This is a genomic window from Aureispira sp. CCB-E (assembly GCF_031326345.1).
GTDB lineage: Bacteria > Bacteroidota > Bacteroidia > Chitinophagales > Saprospiraceae > Aureispira.
Genome location: NZ_CP133671.1, coordinates 1,842,232 through 1,859,542 on the forward strand (window position 1 = coordinate 1,842,232; position 17,311 = coordinate 1,859,542).

Here is a 17,311-nt window from a genome sequence, read left to right on the forward strand (position 1 = left end):
TATTACAATGTGTAATTGTTCAGGTTTTCGGGTTTTTAAATATTAATTATAAATATTAATAGTTTGTTTGTTGTTTATGAATAAAAGATAAAAAAAAATATTTGTATTGATTTGATAGTGAAAGTTTAATTGCGATAATGCTTCGTTTTTTTGATGAACTATTGAAATATAAAAAACAATTATAGATAACATATAGGACTTACAGCACAGTATTTGGTTAAATATCCTTTTTTTATCCATTAATGTCTTATGTTCTATTGTTTAAATTAATAAATATATATAGCTTACGTCCCTTAATAAAAGCTTATTATAATGATAAAGAAGATACCATTAGTTTTAATAATTCCATTATATTTTTTATTTACTCCAATTTCTTTTGCTGTTTTTGGTGCTAGTTTAACCTATCGGTGTTTAGGAACCAACACGTACGAAGTGACCTTGACAGCGTATCGGGAATGCTCCAGTACTCCTTTGTCACTTTCTTCTCAAACTGTCAACTGGTCGGGTGTCTGTTCTCCAAGTTCAGGTAGCATCAACCTTGCATTTGTAAGCCGAGTAGATATTACTCCAAAGTGTACGTCAGGAAATACGTCTTGTAGTGGAGGGGGACCTTTTGGTGTGGAAGAATATGTTTACAAAGGAACATTTACATTGCCTGTGGGGTGTAATAATGCAACAGTATCTTGGCAGCATTGTTGTCGATCAGGAACCATTAGTTCTTTTAATTCGGCTCCAGGAGGATTGTATATTTATGCAGAAATTAATAATGCGGCAGGCTTATTAAATAATTCTCCAGAATTTTTGGCTATTCCTAAAACGATAGGCGAGCGAAACAATCCTTATATTTATAATAATGGCGTTTTAGAAACAGATGGTGATTCATTGGTATATTCTTTAGTGGATTGTATGGAAAGCCCAGGAGTGCCTGTGGATTATGATACAGGGGCAGGTTTTTCTGGAACGAACCCTATTGATGCCTCGCCAAGTATGACCCTAGACCCTGAAACAGGACAGATGGAGTTTGGAACTACCTCACCTCCCAATCAGCAAGTTGTTTTTTGTGTTTTGGTAGAAGAGTATCGAGGAGGTGTAAAAGTAGGATCGGTTGTTCGAGATGTTCAATACTTAGCGAAAGGAAACAGTTCTAATAATTCGCCAACTGTTTCAGGAATCAATGTAACAACTAGTTATAGAGCAACTGCTACTGTTGGAAATCCTTTGTCATTTGTTGTCGAAGGTACAGATTCAGATATAGGAGATACAGTGAAAATGAATTGGAATCGTGGGATTCCAGGCGCTAATTTTTCGGTAGCGACGAATGCTGTGCCTAGTCAAGTAGAAGGAAATTTTTCTTGGACTCCAAACTCTAGTGACGCAGGACGTAGTCATAAATTTACAGTAAAAATATTTGATAATAAATGCCCTTTGTATGCAACCAGTACTTATGTTTATGTGATTAATGTTCCTCCCTTGCCACCACCAGGGGGTGCTGTTGATGCAGGAAGAGATACTATTATTTGCAAAGGAGGGCAAGCCAATCTAAATGCAAGAACAACTTCTTCTGCGGTACAAAGTTTTAAGTGGGAACCAACAGCTGGCTTATCGAACCCCAATATTGCTAACCCTGTAGCAACAGTCAGTAATAGTACGCTTTATACAGTGACATTAACTTACTCGAATGGAGACCCGCCAACAACAGATGCTGTCCTCGTGACAGTAGAAGATCCCGTGGTCGATATTCTACCGAATAGAGGAAATGTATGTGGTGGTGGTTCTGTAAGTTTAATTGGAGGTGTGAATAGAGATGGATTGCTGTTTGCTTGGTCTGATTTAAATACAACAGCGACAGGGCATCCTGTTTTTACGAATGGCACTTCTGGAAGTGTTAATGGCTCCACATCCAGATTGGATTTTGGAATGTACACCTCCCCAGGGAATTATAAGTTTGCTTTAAAAACCCAGACTTCGAGTGGTTTTTGTATGGCAGAAGATACAATAGAGTTAAGGGTAATTCCTAATCCGCCTGCTGTTACTTGCCCTGAAATTTATGTTACTCCTTTAGCACCTAATTCTGGTAAAGGAACTAAATCAAATCCAACTAATTTAAATGAGGCTCTGCGACGTGCAGTTTGTGGTAACGTGGTTATCAAAATGGGAGAGGGAGTTTATACAATAAACCGAGCTTTAAATTTATATGATAATATTACTTTAGAAGGTGGCTTTTTGCCAACAATCAACTGGGTAAAAGCAAGTAACCAAGGGCGAACTGTCATTCATAGAACAGTAGCCAATCCTGATGGAAAACCGAACTTAAACCAGCGCTTAGTTGCCATTCAAGCTGTTGGTGTCAAAGGTTTTCGTTTGCAAGATTTAACCATTACTACCGATGATGCTCCTGCTGGATCGGGCATTTCGACTTATGGCTTGTATTTGAATGGTGCAGAAGATTACCATATTACTCGTGTTGAAATAGAAGCTGGAGATGCTGCTGATGGCACTGTAGGAATGAATGGTTGCGGTCGAATGGCTGGTCCTCTTGGATCAAGCAATTTAGATGGTCGAAATGGAGCAACTGGCGTTTCTGGAAGTTTATTAGGCGTATTTGTAGATGGAGGAAGTGGAGGAAACGGTGGGGGAAGTTTTGGGATTTGTGGTTTGCCACCCGAACCACCAAGAGGTCAGGGAGGAAGTACACTAAATTCTAATGGCGGAATGGGGGCTTCTAGTGTATACCCTAATATGCATGGCGGTGCTGGCGGTGGCGGTGGTGCTGGAGGTTTGCCAGTAGTTGGTGCTGCTGGTAGCGGTGGTACAGGTGGTGCTGGTGGCGGTCCAAGAGGAGGTGGACAAATTTCTTCGGGTGGTGCTTCTGGAAGTACACTTTTGCTTGGAACAGGAACTGGCGGGGGAAATGGTTTTCCTGGGAGTCCTGGAGCGAATGGAGAAAGAGGATCCGATGCAGCTTCAGGAAAACATATAGGAGGAGTCTACCAAATCCGAAAGGCGTCTAATGGTCAAAATGGTCAAGGAGGAGACGGCGGCGGCGGCGGCGGTGGCGGCGGTGGGCTACTTCCATCTGGAAATGGAAATGGTGGCGGTGGCGGCGGCGCTGGTGGCGCTGGTGGTGCTGGTGGTATTGGTGGTGGAAGTGGCGGTGCTTCATTTGGAATTTATATCACCAATAATGGTTCCAATGGTTTTATAGAGGATTGCTATATAGAAGCTGGTAGTGCAGGTGATGGTGCTATGGGGGGCAGTGGTGGTAATGGTGGCTTAGGTGGTCTTGGTGGTGCTGGTGGTGTGTCTAATTTGGCACAGTTGGGAAGAGGTGGAAATGGTGGCGCTGGCGGTACTGGCGGTCGTGGCGGTCGTGGTGGAGAAGGTGCTGACGGTATCGAAGTAAATATTTTTTGGGATGGAAAAGGAGTTGTACCAGCCGCACGTGATTCGGCATTTAATTTATCAGGGCAACCAACTATTGTTGTAGAAGATATTAATTGCAGTAACAAACAAGTACGATTTAGAAATACAACATTGCCATCAGGTACAGGAAATACAAATTGGAATTTTGATCTTGTTGCAGGAACGGCAATGCCGAATAATAGTAGTGATAATCCTGGAGTGACAACCTATTTAAATACAGGACGTTATACGGTTAGGAATGGAACGGGACCGAATGGGATTTACAGAGGCTTTCAAAACATCGCTTTCCCTGGTCCTGCACAACCAACTATTTCAACTACAGCAGTACCTTTAGGTGGAGCAGATACATTTCAAGTATGTATAGGAGATATGCCTATCTTTACGAGTTCTAATACTACGGATACTATTTATTGGAATTTTACAACAGCCATAAGCCCATCTAATCCAGGTAATATACCCACTGTGTCGGGTATACCATTTAATGTGGCAGGTTTTCATGTGATTGAATTGTATGTTCATTCAGCTTGTTGTGGACCATCTCCTAGGGATACCATTTGGTTGCATGTAGTACCTAATCCAAATGTATTGCCTTTGCCTAACGATACCATTTGTATAGGAGATACATCGGAGATTAAATTGTTGGGGTTAAATGGTTTAGATACAGTTGTTTGGAATCCATCTAGTGGTTTAACCCAAGTTACACCAGATTCTTTTATTGCAGTACCTACAACGACAACAACCTATCGAGCTACTATATCTAGACGACTAAGCAGTGGAGGACAAACGTATTATGCTTGTCCTGTAGATGTAATTACTGAAATTACGGTATCATCTCCTGTGACAGCGAGTATTGCTTCTAAAGTAGATGTAGCTTGTAAAGGCGAATTGACAGGAGAAGCAACGGCACGAGGCGTCGGTGGAGGTAGTACTAGTTATCTCTATCAATGGGATGCTGCTGCTGGAAACCAGACAACAGCCACAGCTACTGGACTGGCAGCAGGAACATATTGTGTTACTGTTACGGAGAGCATGTCAAATTGTTCCGATGTGGTTTGTGTTACCATTCAAGAACCTGCTTTGGTAACATTCATTAATACAATCTCATCAACAGACGTATCTTGTAATGGTGGTAATGATGGAAGTGCTTCTGCACTAGCACAGGGCGGAACTCCATATACTGTAGGTTCGCCGTATAACTATACTTGGTCAGATGGTCAGACAGGTCCAACAGCAACAGGATTGGCGGTCGGAAAGTATTATGTAACAGCAACGGACTCATTAGGATGTCAAGGGATAGATTCTATTATTGTTAATGAACCGGCTATAATAACGCTCACTACATTTACCGCTCCTATAAATTGCCATGGAGATACAACAGGTGTTATTTCGGTATCTCCTAGTGGTGGGGTAGGAGGCTACACTTATCAGTGGAATGCTGCGGCGAATAACCGAACTAGTGCAGTGGTTAATAATTTGAAAGCTAATATTACTTATTGTGTGACGGTCTCGGATGCTAATAGTTGTACAGCAACTATTTGTGAAACATTATCAGAACCACCAGAATTAGACGTAGATATCTTTATTTTAAATAATATTTCTTGCCATAATACAACAGATGGGAGCTTGTCTGCCTTTTCAACAGGGGGAACAGGGACAGGAACATATGCTTGGTCTACAGGACAAAATACGGCGACCATCAATAATCTTGGTGGAGGTATTTATACAGTAACAACAACAGATGGAAATGGTTGTACGGTAACTGATACAGAGACCTTGGTTGCTCCTTCACCAGTTACCGTTACTTCATCGATAGTTGGAATTACTTGTCATGGAGATTCGACCGGTGAGATTGCTTTGACTGTTAACGGGGGAACAGGTACTTATACGTATCTTTGGTCTACGGGAGCGACAACTAGTACCCTTACAAATTTAAGGGCAGGATCATATACGGCTAGTATTACAGATGGGAATGGTTGTATGACATCGACAAATATCTCATTGATAGATCCCGCTCCAATTCCTGCTCCAGATATTCGAGCATTGGATACGATTGTCTGTGAAGGGGAAGACATTCAACTCATATCTTTTACTTCTGCTAATCAGCACAATTGGACAGGACCTAATGGATGGACAGGACAAGGACAGTTCCAAATTATTCCAATTTCAGGAACGGTTCACGATGGCGTTTATTCTTTATACACTGAAAATAACAATGGTTGTGTATCTAGAGATACTTCTATTAGAATTTATGTCAACCCATCACCTACAGCACCTATTTTATTAGGAGGAGGAACGCTATGTTTTAACGATACAATAATTTTGGAAGCAAGTGGAGGAACTTGTGATAGCTTATATTTTAATGGACCAATTAGTACAATTGGAACAACAGATACGATTCTGTTGATTCCACCCTTTTTCCAAAATCATCAAACGGGCTTGTGGACTCTAAGTTGTGTTGATACACTAACGGGGTGTCGTTCTGAATCGGCTCCTATATTTATCAATATGCAACCTTCTCCACCGCAACCTATTGTTAGTAGCAATAGCCCTATTTGTGTTGGTGATTCTGCTGTTTTGATAGCGCCTAGCGTGATAGGAGCAATAAATGAATGGTTTGCAGATTCTAATCAAAATGTGAGTTTGGGTGTTTTTGATACCTTGCTGAGATATAATTTGTTTGCGACAGATACTGTATTTTTAGTTCAAACCGTCAATGGTTGTCCTTCTCCAATTAGTCGAGTAATCACAACTGTTAACCCAAAACCTAGTCTGCCGATTATTATAAGCAATAGTCCCGTATGTGAAGGAGATACCCTACAATTTAATACTCCTTCATCGGGAGCTAATTATGAATGGGCACACGAATTTAATGGCTTTAATTCCAACCAAAGAGATCCTTTTATTTATCCTGTTGGTGTATTGGATTCTGGTCGTTATGCATTGGTTATAACCAATAGTTTTGGATGTGTTTCAGATACTGCATTCGTACAAATTTCTGTCAATGAACTACCTATTGCACCTATTACCAATACCAATAGCCCTGTATGTGAAGGCGATAGTATCCTTTTGAGCGTTAGTTCCATTTGTGATACGATCTATTGGATCAGTCCTTTAGGCAATCAATACCGCACAACAAGTCCAATGTTAGGAATTGATACCAATAGTGTTGATTATGTTAATGGTCCATGGAATATAATTTGTGTCAATGCAGCAGGTTGTGCATCTGCTTCTACTATTGATACTGTAAGAATACGCCCCAAACCTATTTTCCCAACCATACAAGGAAGAGACTCTGTTTGTATAGGAGATAGTGTACGCTTGGGTGTTTTCCCTGTGTTTAATGCAAATTATACCTGGACAACAGCAGGGAATATAGTTGTTAGTAATAACAATCGAGCTACATTTTTGAATATAACAACTGATACAACATTCTACTTGACAATATCTGTCAATGGTTGTTCCGACAGAGATAGTGCTCGTATTGCTGTTTATCCTGCTCCTATGGCTCCAATACCACCAGATACAATTCGCATCTGTGAAGGCGACACATTACGAGCATCAACGATAACACCAGCATTGGGGTATCAATGGAGGAACCCTATAGGGAATACTAGCCATGCCGCTATGCCTATGAAAGCTTCTGCGACATTACAAGATAGTGGAACATACCGTTTAAGAATTATTGATTTGAACGGTTGCGTTACACCTGACACGACATTTGAAGTAATTGTCAATACTTTGCCCAATGTTCCTACTGTTGTAGATAATAATCCTTGTCATGGAGATAGTTTAATTCTTGTCGCAACAGGAAACGATGACTATACTTGGTTGAGTTCTAATGGAACGACTTATACTGGTGATACGGTAGTACTTTTGTTTGGTTCATTGGATTATACTGCTACTTGGGATGTTGTTGGGATCAATAATGCAACGGGGTGTGCCTCATTGCCAACTTATCATAGTCCTTCAGTGCGACCTACTCCAGCATCCCCAGTGGCATCGAATAGCGGTCCTGTTTGTGTAGGGGATTCTGTTAGACTATTGACACCAGTTGTTGCAGGCGCTAGTTACAATTGGATAGCCTTGCCAAGTTTGACACTTGTAGGGGGCGCAAATGAGATTGTGGTGCCTAATATTACCAGTAATCGTTCTTTTAGATTAGAAATTGAGGTAAATGGTTGTACGAGTGCCGATACAACACAAGTATTCGTACACCGTGCGTTGCCAGCACCTCAATTGCCTGATAGTATACTTGTGTGTGAAGGCGATACCTTGTTTTTAACAACTGCTACCATTGTGCCTGTAGGGGGGAGTTACGATTGGTCTGGACCGACAGGATTTACCTCCAATCAAAAAGATCCATTTATAACTCCTGCTCAATCTATTCATAATGGGGTTTACACTTTAGAATTGATAGATACTACAGGCTGCCCATCGGAAGATACTACTGTACGAGTAATTGTCGTCCCTCCACTAGCGGCAACTAGTATAACTAGTCCAAGTACGAATATTTGTAGAGGCGATTCATTGATTTTGATTGCGGCAACTACTTGTGATAGTATGGTTTGGGTAAATCCTTTGAATCAATTGGTTGAGGGAGGAGATACCTTGGTGCTGACAGATACTAGTGCTAATTATTTAGCAGGAGATTGGAATTTAATTTGTGTGGATACTGCAACAGGCTGTCAAAGTGTCTCGAATACAATTACCATAACTATTAGAACCGTTCCTAATCCACCCGTTATTACACAAAATGGTCCGTTGTGTGCAGGAGAGGATTTAAATCTAAGCATGGCATTGGTTAGTGGTGCCAATTATCAATGGTACGCGAAGAACCCAATATTATTAATTGCCAATACTTCTAGTATTACCCTTTCAGGGATTACTACAGATACGGTGTTTTATGGTGTTGTTGCTGTTAATGGTTGTTCTGCTTTAGATTCTGTTCAGGTGATCGTTAATGCGCTACCTGCTCCACCTAATGTTGATGCTGTATCAGATACGATTTGTGAGAATGATTCGTTGAGATTAGAAACTTCTACCAATGCAGTGGCGTATAATTGGACAGGTCCGAATGGTTTTAGCAGCATACAACGTAACCCAATTGTTGCCGTGACCTCATTGGATACAGGATTTTACAGTTTGACGATTACAGATACTTCAGGTTGCCAGTCTACAGATAGCATACGGATACATATCAATACTGTGCCAATCCAACCTACAATAACTACTGCAAATAACGTTTGTTTTGGAGATAGCATTCATTTGGAAGGAGGGGCTTGTCACTTGTCAACATGGTTCTCTCCAATAGGAACTACATTGGATGTGTTTGGAAGTTCAACTTTAATTATACCTGTTGACAGTGCAGAATATGTCTCTGGGGCATGGCGTGTAATTTGTACCGATACAATTACAGGATGTGTATCGGATACGTCATTGCCTGCTAATATTACGATTAATACTTTACCCGCTAGTTTATTACCGAGTAACAATGGTCCGATTTGTAGTAACAGCACGGCTACGTTGTCTGTTCCTCAACAAGGAGCCTTAACTTACGAATGGGCAGAGGATCGTTTATTGACAACAATTATCCAAACAGGACATGTCGCCAATACAGGACTGTTAACTTCAGATCGTACATTTTATGTTCGAGGAACAACTTTGGCTGGTTGTTCAACCATTGATTCTACAACAGTAATTGTAGTAGCTCCATTAACAACGCCTGATATCTTTGCTACTGATACCTTACTTTGTGAAGGAGATAGTATATTATTGGGAACCAATGCGAGCCCTTATACTTACTATTGGACAGGTCCGAATGGATTTGCTTCAAATAGGCAGTATCCTATTATTGCCACAGCGACTACAGCGGATAGTGGTTTATATACATTATTGGTAGAAGATAGCAATGGTTGTCTTTCCCCCGATACAAGTATTCATATTGCAGTTCATACAAACGCATATACGGGATTGACCTTGTTAAATCCGAATAGTATATGTACTGGAGATTCTGTTGTTATTGAAACAAGTGGAACTATCTGTGACAGTGCTTTGTGGGTTGGTCCAATAACAACACAAGGAGGGAGCTTGAACCAAACGATTGTTTACCCCAATGATAGTAACTATGTCAATGGGGCTTGGTATTTGATTTGTTACGATACCTTGACTGGATGTTCTGCGGTTTCTAATACAGTATTGGTGAATATTGATCCAATCCCTCCTAGACCTATTGCCATTAACAATGGTCCCGTATGTATGGGGGATACGGTTGAATTATCTGTAGTGGGATCTTCTGGAAATAGAACATTTTGGTATGCAGATTCTTTGTTGACCAATGTTATTGATAGTAGCCTTGTGATTACAGTAGGAGGTATTGTTAGCGATACAACCTTTTATGTACAGCAAGTAAGTACCAATGGTTGTTTGTCACCGGTCGCTAACACGACTGTGAATTTGCACCCTCGTATTACACCTATTGTGTATCAAGATACGGTAGAAGTTTGTGAAAGAGATTTGATACAATTGGGTGTTTTGACGAATGGCAGCAATTATAGTTGGGTAGGACCAGGAGGTTATACATCATCTCTACAAAACCCAACAATTAATAATGCAACGATGACTGATGCTGGAAATTATATAGTATCTATTGTTGATAATAATGGCTGTCTTTCTTTTGAGGATACCATTGTTGTTATTGTGAAGAGCAATCCAACGGTACCCGTTCTTAGTCATAATGGACCTGTTTGTGAGGGCAATGATTTGATCTTAAATGTATCCGCTGCTTGTGATATTTTTAGATGGACAGGACCTTCGGGGGCTCCATTCGATTCTACTGTTACTACCTTAGTAATCCCTTCTAATCATCCCGATTATAGAGATGGAAGCTGGGAGATGTTATGTATCGATACAATCACAGGTTGCCAATCTTTGTCTAATATTGTCAATGTAGATATTATAGAAAAGCCTTTGTCAGGAATTATTGCCAATTCGGGACCAGTGTGTATTGGTGATTCTGCAATTTTATCAACAACACCAATTACAGGGGTGACTTATGATTGGAAGCTGGCAAACAATACTTCGGTCGATACAGGGCAATCTATAAAGGTCTTAATAACCACGACAACGACTTTTTATTTGGAAGTAACCACCTTTAGCGGGTGTTCATTTATAATAGATTCTACTACTGTCAATGTTTTTGCACCAACCCCCAAGCCTTCTATTAGTAGTAATGCGCCTATTTGTGAAGGAGATACTTTGTTCTTGACTTCTTCTTCCTTAGCACCCAAGTATACTTGGACAGCTCCCAACGGTTTTGTTGACACTACTCAAAATACAATGGTTTTGGGAGTAAGCCTTGCGGATTCAGGTGTGTATACTTTATCGATTATAGATACCAATGGATGTGCTTCTTTAGATACAAGTCTGAATGTAATTGTTCACCGTACACCTAGTTCTCCCACGATTACAGGACTGCTAAGTATTTGTGAGGGAGATAGTTTATTATTAAGCGTATCTGGTGCTTGCGATTCAGTATATTGGATTAGTCCATTAGGAAATATTTTCTCTGGAAATAATTTGAGTATTGCAGCAGATAGTACGGGATACGAAGCAGGAACATGGCAAGCCTTCTGTTTGGATACGATAACAGGCTGTGAAGCTGCATCTGCACCAGTCAATATAACCATTCGTTCTAAATTTGCACCTGTTGTAACCAACAATGGTCCAGTTTGTATTGGAGAGGGAGCAATATTGAGTACCAACTTTATCGTAGGAACCTATACTTGGTGTAGAGATTCTCTGATGACAGACACCATTGTAGGTGCTAATGGTTTCGTAGTGTTTGTCAATAATTTGCAAGCTGATACGACATTCTATGTCGTCGTAACTCCGTCAGGAGGCTGTAGCTCAGTACCCACTCCAACAACTGTTTTAGTGCGTCCTGCGGGACCCGCCCCTATAGTTCCTAGTAATTTGAGTGTTTGTGAAGGAGAGGACATTATTTTGACTACTACCACTACTGCTTCAGCGTATCATTGGAGTGGTCCTAATGGCTTTGGATCTAGTCAAGCTAACCCTGTTATTTCGAATGCCGATACTTCAGATGCAGGAATTTATTACTTAACAGTAGACGATCTTAATGGCTGTACGACCGATAGTGCCCAAATAATAGTAACTGTTGATACCTTGCCAGCAGAACCCAATATCAAGCCTTTTGATGTTATCTGCCAAGGCGATACTTTATTCTTGGATGCTGATAGTACGAGCAATCATTGTGACTCAATGGTATGGGTAGGGCCTAATGGGCCTAACTTTGCAATCTCAGGCTCCAGTATCTTCATTTTACCTAATGATACCAATTATGTGGGGGGGGTATGGGTGTTAAGATGTATAGATACTACGACAGGATGTTTTAGTACTTCTAATGCTAGCTTGGTTATTATTTCACCTTTGCCAGATACACAAGCTACATTTAGTAATAGTCCTATTTGCATCGGAGGAGATGCTGTGCTCAGCACCAATGTTGTTAATGCATTTCACACCTACACTTGGTATTCGAGCTTGGCATTGGATACCGTAGCAGGAACGGGGCAAAATCCAACAATACCCAACATAACAACAGATTCTACATTTTATTTGGTGATAACGAATGGCGTTGGATGCCATTCCGCTCCAATAGCTACTCCCGTAACGATTCTACCGCCAAGTACAGCACCCGTTGTACCAGCTGACTTTGCAGTTTGTGAGGGGGAACCAATTGTTATGACAACAAGTAGCCTTGCTAATGCTTATTATTGGTCTGGACCCAATGGTTTTGTTGATAGTGTTCAGAATCCAATTGTTACTCCTTCCGCTACATTAAATGACACTGGGCGATACACCTTGATTGTAGTAGATAATAATGGTTGTTTGTCTAGAGACACTTCTGTTTATGTCAGCGTTAATGGAGTGGCGACGGCGCCTACGATTAGTTATAATGGTCCTATTTGCGAAGGAGATACCTTAGAGTTATTTTCTTCAGGGTTATGTGGTCAGTCTCAATGGATTGGACCCAATGGAAATAGTGCCACAACTTTGGGAAGTCCAGGCGGTAACAATGTACTTTGGACAATTGGTTCTAGTACAGCTATTCCTTATGGAAATGCCAACTATTTGGGGGGAGATTGGTATACAGTCTGTATCGATACTCTTACAGGGTGCCGAAGTATATCGGATACTATTACCATTGTTATAGAACCACAACCTCATATTGTTGCAGTTGTAAATAGTGGTTCTGTTTGTAGTAATGACAGTGTCAACCTTAGTGTTTCTGTTGTTGGTTCTACGGCAAGTACAATTACTTGGTACTCTAATTCTAATCTGTCAACTAGTAGTCAGATAGGAACAGGAACCTCTATCAATGCAGCCGTGGGAACAACGAATACAACATTTTACGTTCGTGCTATTTCAGGGAATGGTTGCGAAAGCATAGATTCTACAACCGTTATAGTATACCCAACACCTTTAGCTCCTAACTTAACGGATACACTTACTTTGTGTGAAGGGGAGTCGATTGTGTTAAATACTACCACAGCAGCTAGTGGGTACAATTGGTCGGGACCCAATGCTTATAGTAGCAGCTTGCAAACACCCGCAGCGATTGTTGCTAGCGCGAATACCGCAGGAACATATACATTGAGCATAAGTGATGCGAATGGGTGTGTATCGCCTATAAGTGCGATGGAAGTACTAGTTAATCCCATACCTTTAGCTCCAAGTGTGAGCAATACAGGACCTGTTTGTATGGGGGACTCGGTGACCTTGTCTACCAGTTCTACTGTTGCTTCTGCTAATTACGAATGGTTTCATGTAAATACAGGGAATAGTGTAGGATTTGGAACGCCACTTAGTTTGGGGAATATTAGTTATGCAGATACTGGGCGTTATTATGTGGTGATTACTACGAATGGATGTAGTGTTCGTTCTTTGGATAGCACAACTGTTGGTGTTTTTGGAAGTGGTATTGCTGCTGCTTTTGCAGGACTTGACCAAAATTTATGCGGTTTGGATAGTACAGTATTAAATGCTAATCCTGTTGCTTTGCCCAATGTAGGAGTGTGGACAAGCAATAGTGGTGCTACAATTGTTAATCCTAATGCTTCCAATACTACTTTGTTAAACATTCCTATAGGAACAAATACTTTTTATTGGACTGTGACAAGCAATAGTTGTAATGCATCGGTCGTAGATTCTGTTGTAATTACAGTTGTTCCTATTGGGGCAGATACGGCTTTTGCAGGACTTGACCAAAATTGGTGTAACATGACGACAACAGTATTAGCAGCCAACATGCCAAGCAGCAGTACAGGAACTTGGACACAAAGCAGTGCTCAAACTAGTATAGGGGTTGTTATAGATAACCCTACTAGCCCCAATACACAAGTAACGGGTTTGCAATCGGGGCAGTTGTATACCTTTGTTTGGTCATTAGATAACGGTGTTTGTGGAATTTATGATTCCGATACGATGCTTGTAACGATTGATGATATTCCTAGTGATAACGCTTTTGCAGGAGCAGATATAATAGCTTGTGGATTGGATACGGTTCCTTTGCAAGCGTTTAATTCTACTTTTGGAAATGGTTTGTGGAGCACGAATACTTCTGCCGTGATTTTAAATGATAGCGTTTCGACAACAGCAGTAACTAACCTTCAACAGGATACAACGGTGTTGGTATGGACACTATCAAGTGGAAATTGTGGTGTTTATTCTAGTGATACTGTTTTGGTCATTCAAGGAGGAATCGCTCCGATTGCCAATGCCGATAATTTTACGGCTACAGCAGGGAACACAACAACCATTAACGTACTACCGAATGATGTTTTGACAACGAATTGGGATATTTATATCAACACACCAACAACCAGTGGTCAGTTGCTTAATTTAAATAATGGATTGTTTGATTTGACTTTACAATTAGGAGATACTGCTAATCAATACTTTATTTATGAGTTGTGTAATCCTGATTGTCCCAATAGTTGTGACACAGGATGGGTTAATATTACTGTGTCAACAATAGGTGATTGTGAACCGCCCAATATTTTTACACCTAATGAAGATGGTACAAACGATGTGTTTGAAATTCCCTGTTTGAGTAATTTAACAGGCGCAAAATTATTGGTCTTTAATCGTTGGGGAGATCTAGTGTATGAAACAGATCAGTACAACAATCAATGGGATGGAACACATGAAGGCAAACCTTTGCCCGATGCTACTTATTTTTATATTCTTAAAATAGGAGACGAAGAACCATTACAAGGATCGGTTGAAATCCGAAGATAGAGACAGTATTAATCGCTTAATACTCTTGTGACAAAATCATAAATAGGTCGTAAGTATTTGAGATACTTGCGGCTTATTTTTTTGAAAAAACAGATAAGACCTTTTTATGAGAAGGTTTAGAAAATTAAAATTTTGATACATAAATAAGTGGGCAGAAAAAAAAGAACACTACAACAGTTCGTTAAGCAAGTAGCAGTACTAAAAATCGCTATTTTTATGGTACCGTATTTTCTGATTGTTTCCTTAATTTGTAACCAATGGATAAGAAAGACATTATTATTTAAAATTTGACCACTACTTCTTTAGACCTCGCTCTCTAAACAACCTCTAATATGATACGATTAATGGGAATAATAGGGGTGCTTTGTGTTATTGTTACAAGCACCTTTGCACAAGATAGTTTATTATTGAATGATAACTTTGATGATAACCGTTTGGAATGGTATGAAATAGATAATAATAATCTAAAGATAAAAATACAAGATGGTCATTATTATATTAAAAATAAAAATAATGTAAGCCAACGGCTGAATAGAGTTTTAGACAACCTAATGCCTAATCAAGAAGATTTTACCGTAAAAATTAAATTGCGTCAAATTGCAGGAAGCACAGGAATTGGATATGGTTTGGTGGTAGGATTGACAAAAGACAATCGAGATTTTAAGAAGTTGCTGATCAATGGAAGAGGGCAATTTAAGGTAGATAATTTTTATAACAATGCCAGCCATATTTTGGCGAATTATAAAGATGAAGAAGCTTTGAATAAAGTTTTTGAGTATAATGTCTTGGAGATAAAGAAAGATGCACAAATAATGACTTATGCGATCAACGGAAAGATTCTGGGAAAAAGTGTAGGCGGAAGTAATTATGGAAATCGTATAGCATTTTTTTTAGGAGGTAAAATGTCTGTAGAAATAGATTATATCACCGTGACCAAGCGACCTTCTGGAATTCAGGTGGTTGAAAATGCCAACAAAATTGGACAGCGAGTTCGATTAGGAGAGGAAATTAATTCTGATTATGCCGAACTAGCACCAATTTTGTCTGCGGACGGGAATACCATGTATGTATGTCGTAACGATCATCCTGAAAACATTGAAAAGGGCAATGATATTTGGGTTACTCAACGTATGGAAGGTGACCAATGGTCTCTACTAAAAAACATTGGAAAACCATTGAATAATGACGGGGCGAACTTTGTTGTTTCTGTTTCGCCAGATAACAATAGTTTGGTTGTTGCCAATAGGTATAATGAAGATGGCTCTCAAGGTGGAAACGGCTTATCAATAACACACAAAACGGCAGAAGGGTGGTCAATACCTCAAGCAGTAGAAATTAAGAATTATTACAATAAAAATCGTTATGTAGGGTATTTTTTGTGTACAGACAATAAGACACTTATTTTATCCGTGCAGCGAGACGATTCCGAAGGACAAAAAGATTTATATGTAAGTTTTTTGAGAGAGGATAATACATGGTCGGTGCCCTTGAATATGGGAAAATCGGTCAATACCTTTGCAAATGAAGCAAATCCTTTTGTGGCGGCGGACGGAAAGACAATGTATTTTGCCTCACAGGGACATTTAGGCTATGGAAGGCATGATATATTTGTAACCAAGCGTTTAGATGATACTTGGACAAATTGGAGTATACCTAAAAATTTGGGACCTCAAATAAATAGTTCTAAAGAAGATTTAAGTTTTTATTTAACGGCGAAGGGAGATCAGGCTTATATTAGTTCTGGAGGAGATATTTGGAGCATTGAAAACCCAGAAAAACCAGAGCCAATTGTTTTGATAAAGGGGAGGGTTTTTAATGCCAAAACCCAGCAACCAATGGCCGTGCCTATTCAATACCAAATTCTAAATGATTCTACGGCCAATTTAAAGGCTTCGAACTTAGGAGTAGCTAGCTCAGACCCCATGACAGGGAGGTATCAAATTGTCTTACCTGCGGGAAATCAATATAGTTATCAAGCAGAAAAAGAGGGGTTTTATCCCATTAGCAATTTTATTGATTTAGTAGATTTGGATAATTATAAAGAACAAACAGTTGATTTGTATTTAACTCCGATTGAAAAAGGACAAGAAATTCGTCTGAATAATATCTTTTTTGAGTTTAACAAAGCTGTCTTAAAGCCTTCCTCTTATTTAGAGTTAAACCGTTTGGCAAAAACTTTAAAAAGCATCCAAGGTGCTACGATTGAAATTGCAGGTCATACGGATGATAAGGGGAGTAGTGCCTATAATTTAGAACTTTCTCAGCAAAGAGCTGCTGCTGTTGTTGCTTATTTAATCGCCAAAGGAATAGAGCCTAAAAAGCTCAAAGCAGTTGGTTATGGAGAAGCAAGACCTTTGGTAAAAAACACTTCAGATAAAAATCGAGCAATCAATAGGCGAGTAGAATTTAAGCTACAATAAGTAGGTAATAAACTTGTTGATTCTTTCAATTCCAAAACTATAATAATGATTGGAACTCCATAGCCGCATTCTATTAATGCTTATTATAGAAGATAATTATATAGCAGAAAAGAAGTAAATATTTAACGTTTATTAGAATAAATTTGTTA

At 39.7% G+C, this 17,311-nt stretch carries 2 protein-coding genes; both read left to right on the top strand.

Annotation, left to right across the window (positions count from 1 at the left end; translation table 11 throughout):
- Positions 1-312: 312 nt before the first annotated feature.
- Positions 313-14,742, top strand: a complete 14,430-nt coding sequence (locus tag QP953_RS07015; protein WP_309554437.1) for a gliding motility-associated C-terminal domain-containing protein — start codon at positions 313-315, stop codon at positions 14,740-14,742.
- 332 nt (positions 14,743-15,074) lie between these two features.
- Complete coding sequence (locus QP953_RS07020) at positions 15,075-17,162, top strand: OmpA family protein (RefSeq protein WP_309554439.1); 2,088 nt, start codon at positions 15,075-15,077, stop codon at positions 17,160-17,162.
- Positions 17,163-17,311: the final 149 nt, after the last annotated feature.

Excerpts from the sequence above, each read along its gene's own strand:
- QP953_RS07020 (WP_309554439.1), top strand. The coding sequence starts at position 15,075 with ATGATACGATTAATGGGAATAATAGGGGTGCTTTGTGTTATTGTTACA.
- QP953_RS07015 (WP_309554437.1), top strand. The coding sequence starts at position 313 with ATGATAAAGAAGATACCATTAGTTTTAATAATTCCATTATATTTTTTA.